16 protein-coding genes and 1 pseudogene are annotated in these 20,078 nt (G+C 55.7%); all 17 read left to right on the top strand.

Features of this window, described 5'->3' with window-relative positions:
- The first annotated feature begins 160 nt into the window (after positions 1–160).
- Complete coding sequence (gene fliD, locus ACVBEJ_RS10360; protein WP_447129554.1) at positions 161–2,206, top strand: flagellar filament capping protein FliD; 2,046 nt, start codon at positions 161–163, stop codon at positions 2,204–2,206.
- Positions 2,207–2,535: 329 nt separating this feature from the next.
- Positions 2,536–2,922, top strand: coding sequence for a flagellar export chaperone FliS (gene fliS / locus ACVBEJ_RS10355; protein ID WP_447129553.1), 387 nt, complete (start codon positions 2,536–2,538; stop codon positions 2,920–2,922).
- 5 nt (positions 2,923–2,927) lie between these two features.
- Positions 2,928–3,245 (top strand): flagellar protein FliT, encoded by a 318-nt coding sequence (locus tag ACVBEJ_RS10350; RefSeq protein WP_447129552.1) that lies wholly within the window; start codon positions 2,928–2,930, stop codon positions 3,243–3,245.
- Between the two features lie 449 nt (positions 3,246–3,694).
- Positions 3,695–4,099 (top strand): DUF6088 family protein, encoded by a 405-nt coding sequence (locus ACVBEJ_RS10345; RefSeq protein WP_447129551.1) that lies wholly within the window; start codon positions 3,695–3,697, stop codon positions 4,097–4,099.
- Positions 4,089–4,994, top strand: a pseudogene (locus ACVBEJ_RS10340) (nucleotidyl transferase AbiEii/AbiGii toxin family protein). Before ACVBEJ_RS10345 ends, ACVBEJ_RS10340 begins: the two are co-directional and overlap by 11 nt.
- A 462-nt stretch (positions 4,995–5,456) precedes the next feature.
- Positions 5,457–6,893 carry a sigma-54 dependent transcriptional regulator gene (locus ACVBEJ_RS10335; RefSeq protein WP_447129550.1) on the top strand — a complete coding sequence of 479 codons (1,437 nt, stop codon included), beginning with the start codon at positions 5,457–5,459 and terminating at the stop codon, positions 6,891–6,893.
- A 118-nt stretch (positions 6,894–7,011) separates the two neighbouring features.
- Positions 7,012–8,286 (top strand): sensor histidine kinase, encoded by a 1,275-nt coding sequence (locus tag ACVBEJ_RS10330; protein WP_447129549.1) that lies wholly within the window; start codon positions 7,012–7,014, stop codon positions 8,284–8,286.
- Positions 8,287–8,290: 4 nt separating this feature from the next.
- Positions 8,291–9,664 carry a sigma-54-dependent transcriptional regulator gene (locus tag ACVBEJ_RS10325; RefSeq protein ID WP_447129548.1) on the top strand — a complete coding sequence of 458 codons (1,374 nt, stop codon included), beginning with the start codon at positions 8,291–8,293 and terminating at the stop codon, positions 9,662–9,664.
- Between the two features lie 12 nt (positions 9,665–9,676).
- Positions 9,677–10,024, top strand: a complete 348-nt coding sequence (gene fliE / locus ACVBEJ_RS10320; RefSeq protein ID WP_447129547.1) for a flagellar hook-basal body complex protein FliE — start codon at positions 9,677–9,679, stop codon at positions 10,022–10,024.
- A gap of 115 nt (positions 10,025–10,139) precedes the next feature.
- Positions 10,140–11,804 carry a flagellar basal-body MS-ring/collar protein FliF gene (gene fliF / locus ACVBEJ_RS10315; RefSeq protein ID WP_447129546.1) on the top strand — a complete coding sequence of 555 codons (1,665 nt, stop codon included), beginning with the start codon at positions 10,140–10,142 and terminating at the stop codon, positions 11,802–11,804.
- A 183-nt stretch (positions 11,805–11,987) separates the two neighbouring features.
- Positions 11,988–12,638, top strand: coding sequence for a FliH/SctL family protein (locus tag ACVBEJ_RS10310; RefSeq protein WP_447129545.1), 651 nt, complete (start codon positions 11,988–11,990; stop codon positions 12,636–12,638).
- 35 nt (positions 12,639–12,673) lie between these two features.
- Positions 12,674–13,999: a flagellar protein export ATPase FliI gene (fliI, locus tag ACVBEJ_RS10305; protein WP_447129640.1), complete on the top strand. Its 1,326-nt coding sequence runs from the start codon at positions 12,674–12,676 to the stop codon at positions 13,997–13,999.
- Positions 14,000–14,185: 186 nt separating this feature from the next.
- Positions 14,186–14,626 carry a flagellar export protein FliJ gene (fliJ, locus tag ACVBEJ_RS10300; RefSeq protein WP_447129544.1) on the top strand — a complete coding sequence of 147 codons (441 nt, stop codon included), beginning with the start codon at positions 14,186–14,188 and terminating at the stop codon, positions 14,624–14,626.
- Positions 14,627–14,725: 99 nt separating this feature from the next.
- Complete coding sequence (locus ACVBEJ_RS10295) at positions 14,726–15,826, top strand: efflux RND transporter periplasmic adaptor subunit (protein WP_447129543.1); 1,101 nt, start codon at positions 14,726–14,728, stop codon at positions 15,824–15,826.
- Positions 15,827–15,830: 4 nt separating this feature from the next.
- Entirely contained in the window at positions 15,831–18,935 is a 3,105-nt protein-coding gene (locus ACVBEJ_RS10290; protein ID WP_447129542.1) for an efflux RND transporter permease subunit, read from the top strand.
- Between the two features lie 48 nt (positions 18,936–18,983).
- On the top strand, positions 18,984–19,349 hold the full coding sequence (locus ACVBEJ_RS10285) for an alpha/beta fold hydrolase (RefSeq protein ID WP_447129541.1): 366 nt from the start codon (positions 18,984–18,986) through the stop codon (positions 19,347–19,349).
- 327 nt (positions 19,350–19,676) lie between these two features.
- Positions 19,677–20,048, top strand: coding sequence for a hypothetical protein (locus ACVBEJ_RS10280; RefSeq protein WP_447129540.1), 372 nt, complete (start codon positions 19,677–19,679; stop codon positions 20,046–20,048).
- The last annotated feature ends 30 nt before the right edge of the window (positions 20,049–20,078 follow it).

Here is a 20,078-nt window from a genome sequence, read left to right as displayed (position 1 = left end):
ATTCAAATTGGCACCGAATTTGCTGTTCTCTCAAATAGATAGTTTAAATAGATAGTTTGAATAGTTAGTAAAGACCTAAAGAGATCACGCAAGGAGTCCATGCCTGCGGCTTTTTGACCCCTGTCGAAAACTGCCAGGCCTTTGGATACGGGAGTACATTATGATTACCTCAGCCGGTGTTGGCTCCGGGCTCGAACTCGAATCGCTGATTAACCAGCTTGTCACAGCGGAGCGTACCCCGGTTGAGTCCCGTCTGGTCAGCAGACAGTCTGCACTGACCATTGAATTGTCCGCGTTTGGCAATTTTCAGGGGTCATTATCCTCCCTTCAAAACAGTCTGAACGATTTAAACCAAGCTGCTTCGTTCGGCCAGCGCAATACCACTTCCAGTGATGAAGATATTGTTTCTGTATCGGCCACCAGTGCAGCGGCTGCTGCCAATTACAGTATTTCCGTCACGCAGTTGGCCAGTGCTCACTCACTGGCTAGTGCGAGTTATGACTCGCTCACCGATGCGGTGGGTGAAGGTACCCTGACTTTCCGCTTCGGCACTACAGATTATGTGGCCCCCGATCCAGGCCCGGAAAGTTACAACGGTTTTGCCATAAATCAGGACAGGGACGTGGCAACCATTACCATCGACGATACCAATAACACTCTGGAAGGGGTGCGGGATGCGATCAACAGTGCCGATATTGGCGTTGGAGCTTCTATTGTTAACGATGGTACCGGCTTTCGTTTGTTGTTGAGCTCCAGTGATACCGGGGCTGAAAACAGCCTCCAAATTTCTGTGTCCGATGTTGGTGATGGCAACAATACAGATGCTGCCGGTTTATCGGCGCTGGCGTTTAATGGTTCAGCGACCAATTTGACCCAGACCGTGGCAGCGCAAGATGCACTTTTTACCCTTAATGGGCTCTCTGTCAGCAGCAGCTCCAACGTGGCCAGTGAAGTGATTGAGGGCGTTGAGCTGACTCTCAATGACATCACCTCAACATCGCCAGTAACTGTTTCAGTCAGCGAAGACAGGGGGGCGGTTCGCACACTGATTACTGACTTCGTGGACAACTACAACAACTTCGTCAATGCCGCCAACACGCTGACGGCCTTTAATGCCGAAACCCAGGTTGCCGGGCCGCTGCAAGGGGATTTTGCCGCCCGTTCGGTAATCGCCCAGGTGCGCCAGGCCATCACTGCAGCGGTGGAGGGTTTTGACGGGCCGTTTTCCAGCCTCAGTGAAATTGGCCTGACCACTCAGACAGACGGCACCCTTTCCATCAACAGCAGTCGTTTGGATACGGCGCTGGAAGAAAACTTTGACGACATCGTTGGCCTGTTTGCCGCGGCGGGGTTCCCCTCTGACAACAGCGTAGAATTCGCTGCCTCCAGCGATGCCACTCAGATTGGCAGCTACGCTGTTACCGTGACGCAGCTTGCCACCCAGGGGCAATTGGTGGGCGCGGCCAGCAGCTTCCCACTGGATATTGATGCCGACAACGATGCCCTGACCATTGTCGTCAACGGCATAACCAGCAACCAAATTCTGCTCACCCAGGGCAATTACACCAGCGGTGCAGACCTGGCGGCGGAATTGCAGGCCCGTATTAACGGCGACAGCGCTTTGAGCGAAGCCGGGGCGCGGGTGTCAGTTAGCTACAACGGCAGCGGCTTTGAGATTACCTCAGCCACTTACGGTTCGGAATCCACCGTGGAAATCACCGCAGTGGATACCAATACCCTGGCTGAATTGGGATTGGACGTGGCAACCGGTAGTGCCGGAGTGGATGTGGTCGGCACCATCAATGGCATTGCCGCCACCGGCACCGGGCAGCTACTCAGCGCCGCAAACGGTGATGACGCCGAGGGCATTCAACTGGTGATTGCCGACGGCGCGCTCGGCTCACGGGGTACGGTGAATTTTTCCAGAGGGGTGGCAGACCGCCTCAATACCCTGATTGAAGGTCTGCTTGACCCGCAAGGCATACTGGGTGTGCGCAGCGATGGCATTCAAGATCGTCTGGATGATATTGACGAAGAGCGAGAGGCTCTGGATCGCCGCATCGAAACCATCGAAGCCCGTCTGCGCCGCCAGTTTACTGCCCTTGATGGCTTGCTGGCGCAGCTGCAGCAAACCAGCACTTTTTTGGAACAGCAACTGGCCAATATCCCGCGGGCGGGAACCCTGGTCAGAGGCAATAACAACTAGGGGGTGTTAACAATTAATGAGTCACTACTGTTGTCCCTGAAAAGGCGTCAGTCAAGGCATGAGGAGTGCGGTTTGGTCGCTCCCCTCTCTATAGTGGGGAGTAGCGACGAATAACGCAGGATGACGCCTTTTCAGGGACAACCCGAAGGGCTGGGCTCACTTACTTTTGTAATGAAAGTCGCCCCAGCTGCGTTATCGGTCGCTTATGTAGAGTGACTACACGGCACTCCCTCTGTCTTGCTGGAGCAAAAAATGAACTCCAGCAGTAGCGGCTCATTAATTGTTAACACCCCCTAACCCAATTAACCCACATTGAATACGAGGTCATTATGAGCCCATCCGCCCTGAAAGCGTACAAGAGTGTTGGCGTTCAAAGTGGTATGACGGATGCCACCCCCCATCAACTCATCAGTAAATTGTTTACCGGTGCGCTGGATCGCATCGCTTCTGCCAAAGGTGCCATTGGCAGAAGCGAGCAGACTCAAAAAGGCGAATTGCTGGGCAAGGCGATTGCCATTGTCGATGGTCTGCGCGCCAGCCTGGATCACGAAAACGGCGGCGAAATTGCCACCAATCTGGCCTCTCTGTACGACTACATGGAGCAGCGCCTGCTGGAGGCCAACCTCAATAACGATATCGAACGCCTGGACGAAGTGGCCGGGTTGTTGAAAGAAATCAAGGCAGGTTGGGAAGATATGCCTGTTGAATATCGGTAGCGCCCATGCACAGCCATTCAAACCGTCAGTCTCATTTGCAAGCGGCCATCGAACTGTCCCGGCAAATGGTCAGCGCTGCTGATAGTGGTGACTGGGAACAATTTGCCGAGCTGGAAAAAAGCCGCCGCAGCGATATGTTGGCCTGCTTTGAGCAGCCGGTAGCCAGCGTTGAAGCCAGTGCGGTACGCCAGGGAATTGAGCAGCTGATGACCCTCAACGACGAACTGACCCGCTGCCTGCAAAGTGCCCGGGAACAGAGCGCCCGCCAGTTTCAGGCATTGCGCCAGGGCCAGCGGGCAGTGGGAGTTTACGGGGGGCAGTAGATAGGGCCACCTTATCTAAATATCGACTTTTTTGGCAATGATAGAGGTAAAGGCAGTTTAAAACCCCTGAAACCTCACCTTGTCAGATACATGGATCCCCGCCTGCGCGCACCGCTGTCCGAATAATTTAGAGGCTTTCCCCACGATACTTACCAAGTAAGGCATATCGCTAAATGGGTGGCAGCAAGACTTAAAAAATCGTCATCGCGAGCGAAGCGCGGCGATCCAGCGGCTTTTCTCGTAAATCAGTCACTTAAAAGACACTGGATTGCCACGCTGCGCTCGCAATGACAGCTTGGGTGGTTATCCCGGACAGCAGCACGCCTGCACGGGGATGACGGGTTAGGAGGTTTTTAGCCCGATTGCCCTAGGGTTAATTGAGTGTCGTCACCTAATATCGTATATTTGCAAGTTGATGTGTCGTATTTTTGCGTGAAAAATTGCGTACTATGAAAACCCTTGAAAGCAAAATCAGATATCGAGTTTCCCGGCGTAAGGAATCGGTTTTTACACCGAAGGATTTTCTTGATCTGTCGGATCGTGATCAGGTGGGGCGCGTACTCAGAAAACTGGTTGCCGAAGAATCACTCATCAAGCTCGGCTACGGCCTTTATGCCAGAACCCGCAAATCCTCGGTGAGTGGCAAGACTATTCCTGAAAAAGGGCTGCCGGATCTGGCCAGGGAAGCTTTGATTAAACTGGGCGTTACCCTGAAGCAGTCCAGCGGTGAGCGGGAATACAATAGCGGCAATACTACCCAAGTACCTACGGGAAGGGTGATCGGCGTAAAGGGGCGCATTTCACGTAAAATTGGTTACAACGGAAAGTACATCACACTGGAACATGTTACCTGATAAACAATCCATAGAGGACGCAGCGATCGAACTGGGTGCGGATGCATCCTTTGTCGAAAAGGATTGGTATGCAGTTCAGGTACTCAAGGCGATCTCTGATTTTTCACACCCTTCCATAATCCCCATTTTCTCTGGCGGTACCAGCCTTTCTAAAGGTTATGGCCTTTTAAAACGCTTTTCTGAAGATTTGGACTTTCGGGCTTTGTATTCGGCAGGTGAAATTCCGGGGAGAGGTGAGCGCCGGAGGTTTCGGCAGTCGATACTGGAGGTCGTCAAGGCGATTGATGATATTGAACTTGATGAAAACAGTGTGGAGTCTGGTAGTAACTACTTTAAAGTATCCTTGAGATACCCTGCGCAGCTCGATATTCCGTCATCGCTCCGCAGGGATTTGCAACTTGAGTTCAGCTATACCTAGCCTCGTAGTAAGGTAGAATGCCGACCAATAGTGGCTATGGTTTCGGAGTTGGCAGGGGGTGGTGGTGATTTTGGATTGCCCTGCTTGGCGTGTATCGAGACGGCTGCTGACAAATTCAGCGCTTTGACCTGGCGTGTTATCAAGCGTGACAGGAGTGCTGATGGTGATGACCCGGCAATGGTTCGCCATCTACATGATCTGTTTGCCTTAAAAAATGCTGTCGAAGAATGCCCTGAAGATTTCGTTGAACTGGTTGTTTCATCATTTTCTGAGGATATGAAATCAGGTTCGAGAAGACTTGAAAAAGGCTTGTTGGAGTCTGCAGCTGAAGCTTTGGATATGCTGCGAAAAGATGAGCTGTATCGAAAAGAGTATGACCAGTTTGTTGCTAAAGTATCTTATGCAGACGAAGATGAGCAAATCACATTCGATGTGGCGCTGGGTCATTATGAGAAGCTCATCGGGCTGATAGTTTAATGCCTGAACCTATAACTCCACGGTGGCGTAACCCACCAGACAGGGGCTGAAATTGGCCTCTCAATCAAAAATATGTCCACTATGTGGTGGATTACGCTTTCAGCTAATCCCCCCTACGGCTGATGACCCTCAACGACGAACTGACCCTATGCCTGCAAAGTGCCCGGGAGCAGAGGGCGGTGGGAGTTTACGGGGGCAGTCGACAGAAGACAGAAAGGCTTCTCGCTATGCATGGTGAGAAGCCTTTTTTGTGGACTGATATTTTTATTTTGTTTCAAGAAAAGCTGGCTAGAATTTTTATTCTGGGTCAGAATGGCCGCCATAAAAATGACGCTCTTAGAGTGAAAGTGGCCAATATTCATACTATAGTTTGATAAAAATTGGTCTATGATCCCTGAAAAGCAATAATTTGGGGTGTATTTGCGACCATTGCCACGGAGCAATAGGGTAAGGGGGAAGTGGATGTCGGTTGTAGTGAATACCGCGCAAGTTCTGTTGATTGAGCAGGATGCTGAAAAAGCCAGCAGCCTCAAAACCATTCTGGAGTTTCTCGAATACCCGGTTACCTGGTGCAACGATTGCAGCCGTTGGCAAGACGCTGTTGCCGATGGTGCGCCGCTGTTGACCGCGATGATCAACGAATCCACCTGCAGCGCCAGTGCCAAACTGGTGTCTGAGCTTCACAAAACCTACCCGCGATTACCGGTATATCTGCTGAAAGAAGGGCAGGCGGACGAATCTGCGGATGCTCTCGACAGCAATATGGTGGGCGCCCTGCGTTACCCCCTCAAATATCAGGATGTGGCCGGAGCACTGCACCAGGCCACCATCGCTGCGGCTCAGCCAAAGCGCTCCCAGCAAGACGCCGCCATGCCGCTGTTTCGCTCGTTGGTGGGCAACAGTCAGGGTATTCAGCAGGTCAAGGATTTGGTGCGCCAGGTGGCGGTTACCGATGCCAATGTGTTGATTCTGGGTGAATCCGGTACCGGTAAAGAAGTGGTGGCGCGCAATGTGCACTTCCACTCCCAGCGCCGCAATGGGCCTTTTGTGCCGGTCAACTGCGGCGCCATTCCCGGTGAGCTGCTGGAATCCGAATTGTTTGGCCACGAAAAGGGCGCTTTCACCGGTGCCATCAGCGCTCGTCAGGGCCGCTTCGAAATGGCCGCAGGCGGCACCCTGTTTCTGGATGAAATTGGCGATATGCCCCTTCCCATGCAGGTAAAGTTGCTGCGGGTGTTGCAGGAACGTACCTTTGAGCGCGTGGGGGGCAACACCACCATGGAGGCAGACGTGCGCATTGTGGCCGCTACTCACCAACATCTTGAGCAACTGGTGGCCGAGGGTAAATTCCGCACCGATCTGTTTTACCGCCTCAATGTGTTTCCCATCGAAATCCCGTCTCTCAGCGAGCGCCCGGAAGACGTGCCTTTACTGGTTCACGAATTTGTTGCTCGCATGGCGGCGGAGCGCCGGGGCACTCTGAAAATCAACACCTGTGCGCTGGCGGCATTGTCCAGTTACGACTGGCCCGGCAATGTACGGGAATTGGCCAACGTGGTGGAGCGCCTGGCGATTCTTCACCCCGGGCGCACTGTCAAGCGCAAAGATCTGCCGGAAAAGTACCGCCTCAATGAAGACTGGGTGGCGGAACAGCAGCCGGAAATGGAACAGGATCAGGCCTGGGATGCTCCGCAGTCAACGCCGCGATTGCCCCAGGATGGCATCGACCTGAAAACCTACCTCGGCGATATGGAGGTGGAGTTAATCAGTCAGGCGCTGGACCAGTCCGACTGGGTAGTTGCCAGAGCCGCCAAACTGCTCAATTTGCAGCGCACCACCCTGGTGGAAAAAATTCGCAAGTACGATATTCATCGCAATGAACTGGCGACAGGTTTTTGACGTCAGTCCCCCTGATTTTCCTAACCATCTGATTTTAATTGCTATTTTTCTTGGGCACGGTTATTGCTATCTGTGATTTGTGATCGCAACAATTGCGAATACAAACCACAGGAGCGATATGAGCCAGACGCAACTGAACCCGGCAAACACCGAGCCGCAACCTCAGGCGGCCACACTGTCCGCCCAGCAGCTTGAAGATGCATTTGCGGCGTTTAATCGTGTCTCGGTGGAGCTGGATACCAGCTACCGGGAGCTGCAAGTGCGTGTTTCCCAGCTCACCGAAGAGCTCGCAGAAGCCCGCTCTGCGCGCTTGAAAGAACTGGCAGAAAAAGAGCGTCTGGCCAGTCGCCTGGCACTGCTGATGGGAACATTGCCCGGCGGAGTGGTGGTGCTGGACCCCAGCCACTTCGTGCGTGAAGTCAACCCGGAAGCCGCGCAAATGCTCGGTCATCCACTGGCTGGCCGCCCCTGGCAGGAAGTGCTTGCCCGCAATGCCGCTGAACTGGATATGGCCCAGCAGGAACTGCTTACCCACGATGGCCGTCGCCTGAGCATGAGCCGCCGCTCTCTGCCTCTGCCGGTTATTGGCGAAGAAGTGATTTTGCTCACCGATATTACCGAGTTGTACGCCCTGAAAGAGCGCGTCAACCGGGAGCAGCGTCTGTCGGCGATGGGGGAAATGGCCGCTCGCCTCGCTCACCAGATTCGCACCCCGCTCAGCTCTACCCTGTTGTATGTATCTCACCTGGCAAGGCCGCAACTGGCGGATGGCGACCGTCAGCGGGTGGCGGAAAAAATGCGCGATCGCCTGCGCCATATGGAGCAACTGGTGAACAGCATGCTCACCTTTGTGAAAGGTGGCGCCTGCGAAGCACAGCCTTTTAGCGCCAGTGAGTTGATTGCCAATGTGCAGGAACTGGCTCGCCAGAAACTGACATCAGTGAGCGGCCACTTGCGCATCGCCGGAGAGGTTCCCGCCGCTACCATCAACGGCAACCTGGATGCCCTGGCCAGCGCCCTGCTCAACCTGGTGGACAACGCCGTGGATGTGATTGGCGATGGCACTGACGTACAGCTGGCTGCCAGCATTGAAAGCGACGAACTGCTCATCTGCCTGCAAGACAACGGCCCGGGCATTCCCGCAGATATCCGCGAACAGATATTCGACCCGTTTTTTACCACCCGCGTACAGGGTACCGGCCTGGGCCTGGCGGTAGTGGCCGCCACCGTGCGCGGTCACGGCGGCACCATAGAAGCCGTCGCCAACAAAACCGGTGGTGCCGAATTTGTTGTCCGGTTGCCGCTGAGTCCTCAGGGCGGAGAAAAAAATACCGAAGCCGCCACCAGTATGTGGCAGCGCCAGCACAACGATAAGAACACGGAAGCGAGGTAATAAAATGACACAAAAAGCCAAGACAAAAAATAGAGCTCAGGTACTGGTTGTGGAAGACGACGCCACCCTGCGCGAAGCCCTGTGCGACACCCTGGAATTTGCCGGCTTCAGCGTATTGGCCTGTGACGACGGCAAGTGCGCGATGGATGTACTGCGCACTGAGCGGGTCGGCCTGGTGGTCAGCGATGTGCAGATGGCGGCGATGGACGGCCACACCCTGTTGCGCCAGGTGAAAATCCGCTGGCCGGAATTGCCGGTGGTACTGATGACCGCCTACGGCAGCATTGAAAGAGCGGTAGAAGCCATGCGCGATGGCGCTGCCGACTATCTGGTAAAGCCCTTTGAAGCGGAAGTGCTGGTGGAAATGGTCAGCCGCTTTATCGTCGACAACAGCGTCCCCGCTGGCGATGTGGTGGCGGAAGACCCCCGCACCCAGCAACTGGTGGAGCTGGCAACCCGGGTGGCGGGTTCCGATGCCACGGTGATGATCAGCGGCGAGTCCGGCACCGGTAAAGAAGTGTTTGCCCGCCTGATTCACAACCGCTCCCCCCGCGCCGAAAAGCCCTTTGTGGCCATCAACTGCGCGGCCATTCCGGAAAGCATGCTGGAATCCGTGCTGTTTGGTTACGAGAAGGGCGCATTCACCGGGGCTTACCAATCCCGCCCCGGAAAATTTGAACAGGCCCAGGGCGGCACCCTGTTGCTGGATGAAATATCCGAGATGGATTTGGCGTTGCAAGCCAAATTGTTGCGGGTGCTGCAGGAACGGGAAGTGGAGCGCCTGGGCAGCGACAAGCAAGTGACTCTGGATGTGCGTGTACTGGCCACCACCAACCGCAATCTGCGGGAAGAAGTCAGCGCTGGCCGTTTTCGTGAAGACCTGTTCTACCGCCTCAATGTATTCCCCCTGCAGTTGCCCGCCCTGCGGGAACGCCCCTTTGACATTGTGCCCATCGCCCGCAGTTTTGTAGAGCGTTACGCCCCCGCCGGTTCAGGCATGCAATTTGCTGCAGATACCGAACAGGCGCTGGGCCAGTACCCATGGCCCGGCAATGTCAGGGAACTGGAAAACGTGATTCAGCGGGCGCTGATACTGGCGGTGGGCAATATGATAACCCCGGCGGACCTGCATTTTGAAAGCGCCGAACAAGTACCCATGCCCGTTGCAGCGGCGCCAATAGCGCCACAAGCGGCCAACAATGAACTGGGCAGCGAAATGAAAAACCGCGAACAAATATTGATTCTGGAGGCATTGCAGGCGGAAAACGGTTGCCGCAAGGATGCCGCCGCCCGGCTGGGAATCAGTCCAAGAACCTTGCGTTACAAACTGGCGAAATTGCGTGAGCAGGGAATTGCTATCCCTGGTATGGCTGCATAAGAGGGCTTCACAGTGAACAACAATGTAGATATGAACCAAATGCTGGCGCAGATGCGGGTGCTGGCCAACGCCGCCCAAAGCGGTGCGGTGGAACAGGCCCCCGCTGCTGGCCAGCCCCCGCTGGAAGGCGCCGACAGGCCGGACTTTGGCCAAATGCTGGCGGACAGCATCCAGTCGGTGAGTGACACACAAATGGATGCCGGTGCCATGAAAAAAGCCTTTGACGCTGGCGACCCGGACCTGGAATTGCCGGAAGTAATGGTGGCCCTGCAAAAAGCCAGCCTGTCGTTCCAGGCAATGACCCAGGTGCGCAACAGACTGCTGTCGGCGTATCAGGAAGTGATGAATATGCAGGTTTGAGCTGTTTGACGTTGGGGGTTCGACGTTGGACGATCGCCCGATTGTGGCACCTCGTCAAACGTCCAACATCGAACGTCCAACCCATTAACGCAAAAGCAAATAACGAAAAGAAAAAATGGCAATCGTAGATACGGAAAAAGCGGTACAACAATTTGGCGGTTTCAGCCGCCTGCCACTGCTGCGGCAATTGGGGCTGATGGTGGGCCTGGCCGCCAGCGTTGCCCTGGGGGTGTGGGTGGTCAACTGGGCACAGAGCCCGGATTACGTGCCGCTGTTTGGCAGCCTGTCATCCTCTGACGCTGCCGAAGTGGTGCAGGTGCTGGAGCAGAATGGGGTTTCCTACCAACTCAACGGCAACACTGTGGCCATCCCCGCCGGTGAGGTGCACCGCATGCGGCTGCAACTGGCCAGCCAGGGTGTGCCCCGTGGCGAAGCCGGTGGCGGTTTTGAATTGCTGGATCAAGAGCAGCCCTTTGGTACCAGCAGCTTTATGGAAAAGGCCCGCTACAACCGCGCTCTGGAAGGGGAGTTAAGCCAATCCATCACCACCCTGGCCAGTGTGCAGACGGCCCGAGTGCATCTGGCAGTACCCAAGCGCACAGTGTTTACCCGCCGCAGCAACCAGGCCAGCGCCTCTGTACTGGTAAATCTGTACCCGGGCCGCAAACTCAACGACGCCCAGGTAGCGGGCATTGTGCACCTGGTGTCTTCCAGTATTCCCGGTATGGAATCGGACAATGTGTCAGTGGTGGATCAACAGGGTCGCCTGCTCACCAACAGCAATGGCAACTCCCAACTGGCTGCCAGCTCTGAACAGTTTCGTTTTGTGCGCGATGTGGAGGCCACTTACTCCCGGCGCATTGTGGAGTTATTGACCCCCATGCTGGGGCCGGAAAAAGTCAGCGCCCAGGTGAGCGTGGATATGGACTTTACCGACCGGGAAGAAACCAGTGAAGTGTATTCCCCAGCCCCCGGCAACCGCGCGGTGCGCAGCGAACAAACCCTGGAAGAAAACCGGGTGGGCAACACCGGTATCGGCGGTGTGCCCGGTGCCGAATCCAACACGCCGCCGGAAGATGACGAGGAGCTGCTGGCCGCTGAAACCCCGGCAGCGGCCCAGCCAACCAGCAGCAGCCGCAGCGCCACTCGTAATTTTGAAGTGGATCGCACCATCAGCCACGAACGCAGATCTCCCGGTGAGATCAATCGCCTGTCGGTGGCGGTGGTGGTGGATTATCGGGACCAGATAAACGATGACGGCACGGTGGAAAAAGTGCCCCTGCCGGAAGAAGAAATGAGCCGTATCGAAGCGTTGGTGCGCGAAGCGGTGGGCTTTAACGAGGCTCGCGGCGACAGCGTCAATATTGTCAACAGCGCTTTCCGCCAGGAAGAAGTGCTGGAGCCTGCACCAGAACCCAGTTTTATGGAAGAGTTGCTGCAGAATCCCATGTATGCCAGCTGGGGTAGGCAGCTGTTGGGTATTCTGGCGGTGGTGATTCTGATTTTTGGCGTCCTCAAGCCGGTATTGCGCAGCCTGGCACAGGGGGCTGGGAGCGGTGGCAAGGCTCAGCAGCTGGCGGTTGCCAACGGTGAATTGCAGGGTGGCCAACTGGCGGAAGACCAGGTGACTCTGACCGGCAATACCGGCGTACTGCAGTTGCCCGGTGGCCCCGCCATCAGCTACGAACAACAACTGGATATGGCCAAATCCATCGCCCGGGAAGATCCCAAACGCGTGGCCCAGGTGGTGAAAAGCTGGGTGGATGAAGTGCCTGGGTAAGTTTTTTAACCGTAGGTGCCAGTGGGCAGTTTGCACTTCGCTGGAATGAGTCGCACGTGCGCTTTGCGCACTACAGGATACAGAATGTTGTCATCCTGAGCGCAGCGAAGGATCTCGTACTGCAATCACACAAAGAGATTCTTCGCTGCGCTTAGAATGACAAAAACAAAAGTAATGCAACAAATGTCCAAAATCCTTTCCGACAAAACCGGTGACTTTCAGCGTTGGGTAGCGCCCTCGGTAGATGGCAGCGACTCCGCCAACGACGAGCTGCCGGTGAACGCCGAAGAACTGGAAGCCATTCAGCAGCAGGCTCACGCCAAGGGTTACCAGATGGGCCGTTGGGAGGGAATGAATTCCGGCCGTGAAGAATTGGAAGCCCAGTGCGCCCGCCTCAAGCAGTTGATGGCGGGGCTCAGTCAGCCGTTGCAGCAACTGGATCAGCAGGTGGAAAAAGAACTGGTGTTGCTGGCGGGTGCCATGGCCGAACAGTTGGTACAACGTGAAATCGCCACCGACCCCGGTGTGCTCAATGACACAGTGCAGGGGGCGGTGAATATTCTGCAAAGCACTGCCCGCCGGGTGGACGTGCACCTGTCGCCGGAAGACGCCGCCCTGGTGGGGGACAGCCTGAAATCCCCCGACGCGGAGCAGAGCTGGCACCTGGTGTCTGACCCGGCGCTGAAAGGCGGCGATGTGATTGTCAAAGCCGACAATACTTTTGTGGACGCCAGCCTGCGCACCCGCCTTAACCAACTGATTGCCGATATGCTGAAAGTGGATGTGGACGATGTGGACCGTGCCCTCCATCCCGAAGGCGGAGAAAACCAGTGAGCGATACCGCCAGAAGTGGCCGTTGGAGCAGCTCGCTGGCGGAGTTGCGTCAGCAAATCCGCACGCCTCAACCGCTGGTGGAAGGCGAGCTTATCCGCATGGTGGGCCTCACTCTGGAAGCCGCTGGCTGCCAGGCGCCCATCGGCAGCTGTTGCCGGGTGGCAGTGGAGCACGGTGCCGACATTTTTGCCGAGGTGGTGGGCTTTTCCGGTGATCGTTTGTACCTGATGCCCATCGGTGATATTCGCGGTATTCGCCCTGGCGCACGGGTGATTCCGCTGGGGCAGGCCAGTGAAGTATTTGTGGGCGATGCCCTGCTGGGGCGAGTAGTGAATGGTGCCGGCCACCCCATCGACGGCAACGGCCCTATCGACGGTGAAATTCACGTGCCCCTGCTGGGCCAGAGCACCAACCCCCTGCAGCGCAAACCCATTCGCGAGCCGCTGGATACCGGAGTTCGCGCCATTAATTCCCTGCTTACCCTGGGGCGCGGCCAGCGCATCGGCCTGTTTGCCGGTAGCGGTGTGGGTAAATCTACTTTGTTGGGTATGATGACCCGCTACACCAATGCGGATGTGGTGGTGGTGGGACTGGTTGGCGAACGCGGCCGCGAGGTGCAGGAATTTGTCGCCGAAATTCTCGGCCCCCAGGGTATGCAGCGGGCGGTAGTGGTAGCAGCCCCGGCGGACGATTCGCCGCTGATGCGCATGCACGCCGCCTGGCGCGCCACGGCCATTGCCGAATACTATCGCGCCCAGGGTTTAAACGTGCTGCTGTTGATGGACTCCCTCACTCGCTTCGCTCAGGCTCAGCGGGAAATCGCCCTGGCTATTGGCGAGCCGCCAGTCACCAAAGGCTACCCGCCCTCGGTATTTGCCAAACTGCCGCAACTGGTGGAGCGCGCCGGCAATACCGCCAGCGGCGGCACCATGACGGCAGTGTATACGGTGCTGGTGGATGGCGACGATCACAACGATCCGGTGGCGGATGCCGCCCGCGCCATTCTCGATGGCCACATTGTTCTCAGCCGCCAGATTGCCGAAAGTGGCCGCTACCCGGCCATTGATGTAGAGGCTTCCATCAGCCGAATTATGCCCAGTATTGTCGATGCCAATAACCTGCAACTGGCGCGGCGTTTTAAAGCCATCTACTCTACTTATGAACAGAATCGGGATTTGATCAGCGTGGGCGCTTACCAACCCGGTTCCGACCCCCGCATCGACCAGGCCATTCGCTGCCAGCCCATGCTGGAAACCTTCTTGACACAGGAAGTCAATGAACCGGTGAGTATGGTTAACAGCCAGCAGCAGCTGCAACAACTGTCGAGCCAGTGGCAACAGGTGGCGGAGCAGCAGTTGTAGTGTTGTTGTCATTCTGAGCGCAGCGAAGAATCTCTGCCGTGCATGGCTGACAAGATCCTTCGCTGCGCTCAGGATGACGAAATAACCAAGAAAGTTTGACGTTGGAAGTTCGACGTTTGACGATTACTCCGAACTCATTTCGTCAAACGTCCAACATCGAACGTCAAACATAAATAAAGAACATTGATGAAAAAATCCCAACGTCTGCAAAAAATCTCCCAAGTGGCGGAAAACCGCGAACAGCAAAGCGGTCAACAGCTGGCCCAGAGCCGTCACCACGCAGACACACAGCAACAACAACTGGTGCAGTTGCGCCAGTATCGGGACGAGTACAAACAGCAGTTTCAACTGTTGGGTGGCCAGGGCATCAATGCCCGCCAGCTGGCGGATTTTCACAGTTTTCTCAACCAGCTCAATGACGCCATTGGCCAGCAGGAACAAGCAGTTACCACTTCGCAACAAACTCTGCAAAACCACCACCAACTGTGGCTGCAAGCCCATCAGCGGGTGAAGGCGTTAAACAAAGCCGTAGACAAACGCCGCGCCGACGAAATTTATGCAGAGAACCGCAAAGAACAAATTGCCAGCGATGAGCACGGTATACGTTTAAAACGGGAACGGATTTGAAGCTATATCGCTCAATGGCTTTGCACAATCTTTTATTCCTTCGGCGCTAACGCTCCCCATCTCTGCTAATCTTGGAGGAAACAGCTCTCAGGTCGCGCCATGAAAAAAACAATAATGATGTTAGCTGCCCTGGCGGTAGTGGCCGCAGTGGTAGTTTGGAAACCCTGGCAGAGTGGCGGTGCCAAAACCAAGTCCCGTGCATCTTCGAAGGCGGTTCCGGTGACTGTGACGGCCGCCGAACAGCGGCCGTTCAGTTTAAAAACCCATGCTTTGGGAACCCTTTCCTCCCGAGAGTCGGTGGCCATTACCGCCAATGTTTCCGAAAAAGTCGCCAGTATTCATTTTGAGGATGGCCAGCGTGTTGAGCGCGGCGATATGCTGGTGACTCTTGAGCAGGGGGAGGAACAGGCGCAGCTGTCTCTTGCCAACATCGAGCTGGCTGATCAACAGCGGGAAACCAAACACCTGGAAAAATTGCTCCAGAGCAATTCCATTTCCCAGAACGTACTGGACGCCCGTCGCACTCAACTGGATGCGGCCAGACAGCGCATTCGTGAGGTGCAGGCCAGTATCCAGGATCGCACCTTGAAAGCTCCGTTTAGCGGTGTGCTGGGGCTGCGCCGGGTTAGTCCCGGTGCGCTGGTGTCGCCGGGCACATTGATCGTTACCCTGGACGACATCACTACCATGAAACTGGACTTTTCCGTACCCGCCACTTACCTGTCGGTGTTGCGGCAAGATATGCCCATTAAGGTAACTGCTGCGGTGCTGAAGGATAAACAGTTTAGCGGCCAGGTCACCACCATTGATTCCCGCATTGATCCGGTGAGCCGCTCCATCCAGGTGCGAGCCCAGTTGCCCAATCCCGATGGCTTGCTGAAGCCGGGTATGTTGATGGAAGTGGAACTGGTCAAAGAGCAACAGTTGTCCATTGTGTTGCCGGAAGTGACCGTGGTGTCACTGCAGGATCGTCACTTTGTGTTGGTGGTATCGGCAAATGATAGTGGACAAACAGTGGCCAGGCGCCGGGATGTGAAAATTGGTGGCCGCGAGTACGGACTGGTGCAAGTGTTGGCGGGTTTGAAGCTTGGTGAGCAGGTGGTGCTGGAAGGAGTCAACCGGGTTCGCAGCGGCAGCGCTGTGGCCATCAAACAAGTGGCGAATTCCCAATACTCCCAATCATTCGGAACCGGGGAGTAGGGCGGTGTGGCTTTCTGATACCTCCGTTTCCAGACCAGTCTTTGCTATGGTGATCAGCATTTTGCTGGTGGTATTTGGGCTGGTTTCCTTTGAGCGATTGTCTCTGCGTCAGTATCCCAACGTGGACCGTCCGGTAGTGTCGGTACGCACAGATTATACTGGCGCCTCGGCAGCGGTGGTGGAAACTCGTGTCACCAAGGTGGTTGAAGACCGAATTGCCGGCATTGAGGGCATTCGCACCATTACCTCCACCAGTCGCGATGGCCGATCCGACATCAATATTGAATTCCAGGCGGGCCGACCCATCGATGAGGCAGCCAATGACGTGCGCGATCAGGTGTCTCGCATAGCCGGCAATCTGCCAGAAGAAAGTTCTCCACCGGAGGTGAGCAAGGCGGCTGCCGCCTCCAGCACCATGATGTACATTGGTCTGACCAGTACTGAAATGTCCATCTTGGAGCTCAGCGACTACGCCCGCCGCTATCTGGTGGATCGCTTGTCTGTGGTGGGAGGGGTGGCTCGGGTGCGTTTGATAGGCGAGCTGGAATACTCCATGCGCATCTGGCTAGACCGACAAAAGCTGGCGGCCCGCAATCTCACTGTCAGGGATATCGAAACCGCGCTGCGGGCGGAAAACATCGAGCTGCCCGCTGGCAATATCGAATCCGCCCAGCGAGATTTTACGGTGCGTATCGAACGCAGTTACAAATCGGCCAGGGATTTTGCCGAGATGGTTGTCAGCCAGGGCTCGCAGGGTTATCTGGTGCGCTTGGGGGATGTGGCCCGGGTGGAAGTGGCGCCGGTAGAAGGTCGCCGTTTCAGCCGTGTCAATGGCACGCCCACTGTCACTTTGGGGGTGGTGCCCCAGAGTACTGCCAACTCACTGGATGTTTCCAGGGGGGTATACAGCCGCCTCCATGAATTGCGGCAAGCCTTGCCGTCTCATATGGAATTGTCTGTTAACTATGATCGCTCTACTTTTGTGGACAGTGCCATCAAAGAGGTATACCGAACCCTGCTGATAGCCGCCCTCATGGTTGTGGTGGTTATCTGGGTATTTTTGGGGGATCGCCGTGCCACCTTGGTACCCACAGTCACCGTACCGGTGTCGATTATTGCCACCTTTATCGTGTTGTATGCCTTTGGTTACACCCTCAACCTGTTGACCCTGCTGGCGCTGGTACTGGCCATTGGCTTGGTGGTGGACGACGGTATTGTGGTACTGGAGAATATTCACCGCCGCATTCGCCAGGGGGAGCCACCATTGCTGGCCGCCTATCGCGGTACCCGTCAGGTGGGCTTTGCAGTAATTGCCACTACCCTGGTGCTGGTGGCGGTGTTTATTCCCATTACCCTCTCCCAAGGCAGTACCGGGCGGCTGTTTGGGGAATTCGCCGTTACCTTGACGGCGGCGGTGGTATTGTCCAGTGTGGTGGCGCTGACTCTGTGCCCGGTGTTGTGCAGCAAGTTGCTCAAAAAGCAGGGAGTCACTGCTATCGATGGCAGTGGCAGCCAGCGTTTTTCCTCTTTGACCCGGGTTTACCGAAGATCATTGACTGCGGTGATTGCCCGTCCACGGCGAATGCTGGTGATCTATCTGTTGTTGGCGGGGCTGATCGGGCTGTTCTATGTAAAAGTGCCCATGGAATTTGTGCCCAGGGAAGATCGCGGCGTGTTGATGATCTTCGCTCAGGGGCCGGAGGGCACCTCCTACGAATACAACCGCCAGTACATGGAGCAGATACAAGAGCGCCTGATGCCCATGGTGGATAGCGGCGTGATCAAGCGGCTGTTGATTTCTGCCCCCCGGCATTTTGGCCAGGGTGACACGTTTAACAGCGGCTTTATCGTGCTGGTGCCAGATACCTGGTCATCCGGGCGTCCCGGCGTGACCGAGTTGCGGACCGAAGTGCGCAAACGCATTGCCGATATTTCCGGGGTGCGGGCGCCGGTGATATTGCCTCAGGGGTTGCGCACCGGCTCCCGCAAGCCGCTCAGTTTTGTGATTGGTGGTGGCAACTATCAGGACTTGGCCCAGTGGCGGGATACCCTGCTGGACAAAATCGCCGAAAATCCCAATCTGTCTTCCGTAAGCCACGACTACCAGGAAACCCGGCCGCAACTGAGAGTTTCCATCGATCGCGACCGGGCCGGTGATCTGGGGGTGTCAGTGGCCAACATCAGCCGCACCCTGGAAACCTTTCTCGGATCTCGCAAGGTCACCACTTTCTTGTACGAGGGCGAGCAGTACGATGTGATCCTGGAAGGTGAAAAATCTCACCAGCGCACCGCCCTGGATATGACCAATATCTTTGTGCGCGCGGAACGCAGCGAACAGCTGATTCCACTGGCTAACCTGGTCACCATCAGCGAAATGGCCGGTGCCGAATCCCTCAATCGCTACAACCGACTGCGGGCCATTACCCTAGATGCCAATCTTGCAGATGGCTACAGTCTGGGGGCGGCGCTGGACTTTATGGACGGCCTCGCCCGCGACCATTTGCCCGCTGGCGTCAATGTCGATTACAAGGGTGATTCCATGGAATTTCGCCGTGCCGGACAGTCCGGTGGCTTTGTATTTGTGTTGTCGCTGATGGTTGTATTTCTGGTATTGGCGGCCCAGTTCGAAAGTTTTGTCCATCCCCTAGTGATTATGCTGGCGGTTCCCCTGGCGGTCCTGGGTGCGCTGGCTGGATTGTACTTTAGCGGCCAGACCCTCAATCTCTACAGCCAGATCGGTATTTTGATGCTGGTGGGGCTGGCGGCCAAAAATGGCATTCTGTTGGTGGAGTTCGTCAATCAGCTAAGGGACCAGGGAATGAGGTTTGAAGATGCCCTGATCGAAGCCTGTCAGGTGCGTCTACGACCCATTGTGATGACGGCCATTACCACCATTGTTGGCGCCATCCCACTGGTGATGGCCAGCGGTGCCGGTGCCGAAACCCGCTATGTGCTGGGGGTGGTGGTGATCTCCGGTGTTGCGGTGGCTACCTTCTTTACCTTGTTTGTGGTGCCTTTGGCCTACCGCTTGTTTGCTCGTAATACCGGCTCGCCAAAAGCGGTCAGCCGTAAATTGGAAGTGGAAATAAGTGCCCATCAGAGTCAATAATCTAATGCCCCAAAAATTCGCTTTTTCACGGACAGCAACAGCCACAATGTGGCTTATGCCGTTCAAGGCGAGCAAGACAGCGGCAAACCCTGGTTGGTGTGCCCCGCCTGGTGGGTCAGTCACCTGGAACTGGATTGGCAGCACGAGGGCTTTCAGGAATTTTTTAACGCCCTGGCGCAGCACTTTATCGTAGTGCGCTTTGATCGCCCCGGCACCGGCCGGAGTGATCGCCAGCGCCAGCAATTCAACCTGCGCAGCGAAGCGGATACGCTGGCCAGCCTGATCAAGCACCTGAGCATAGAACGGTGCACCTTGCTGGCCAATTCCTGCGCCGGGCCACCGGCCATTGTCTACTGCGCGGAAAATCCCGGGCGGGTGTCGAAATCGGCGCGCATTAAGTCCAGCATTCAATAAATCGCCGACAGCCACCCGGCGTTGGCTGAGCATCTGAAAAGCAGTATTTCTACCGGTACTTTTTGCAGTTACTCGCCGCCAGAACCTCAACAGTGGCGATTGCAGTAGCCCGGGTAGAGCGCAGCGGAACCCGGGTTAATATTAATGCCGGCCAATTGACGATTAACTTCCCGTCTAATTGCTTTCTTTGGCACCTGCAGCTAGCAAAATAGATCAAAAATATGCTCCACTTTTGTGTGGCCAATAAAACGTTGCCAGATTTTTTCTGGCACATTGCGCGATGGTTTCTGGCGCCTGTTAGTTGTAACCAACAACAGGAGCATCGCCATGAAAACACTATTCTTTTTTGTACTGATCACCACTGGTATATATGCACAGGCAGAACAAACCAACATCGCAGAAGACGCGGTCAACCTGGTCATTCAGCGCCCGCACCAGAAAGCCATGTTGAGTTATCTGGATTACCGCCTGACTCTAAACGGCAAGAGCATCGGCAAACTGTCCAACGGCGAAACAATGGAATTTCGTCTGCAACCGGGGCGCTACGAGTTAATGGCCAATGACAGTAAATTCAGCCGAATTTCACTGTTGGTGGAAGAGGGAAAAACCCTGGTAGTAGATGGTCGGGTTGGCCGTGATTTGCAAATGTCGCTGGTAGAGCGTTCGGCGCAAAGGAGCGTTGCCAGCCGGGGGGAGTGATTGGCTAAAGATTGCCGCGGTTGCCTGTCC

Source organism: Porticoccus sp. GXU_MW_L64 (genome assembly GCF_052983295.1).
The sequence above is the reverse complement of the archived record's forward strand: the minus strand, read 5'-3'. Positions and strand labels throughout refer to the sequence as shown.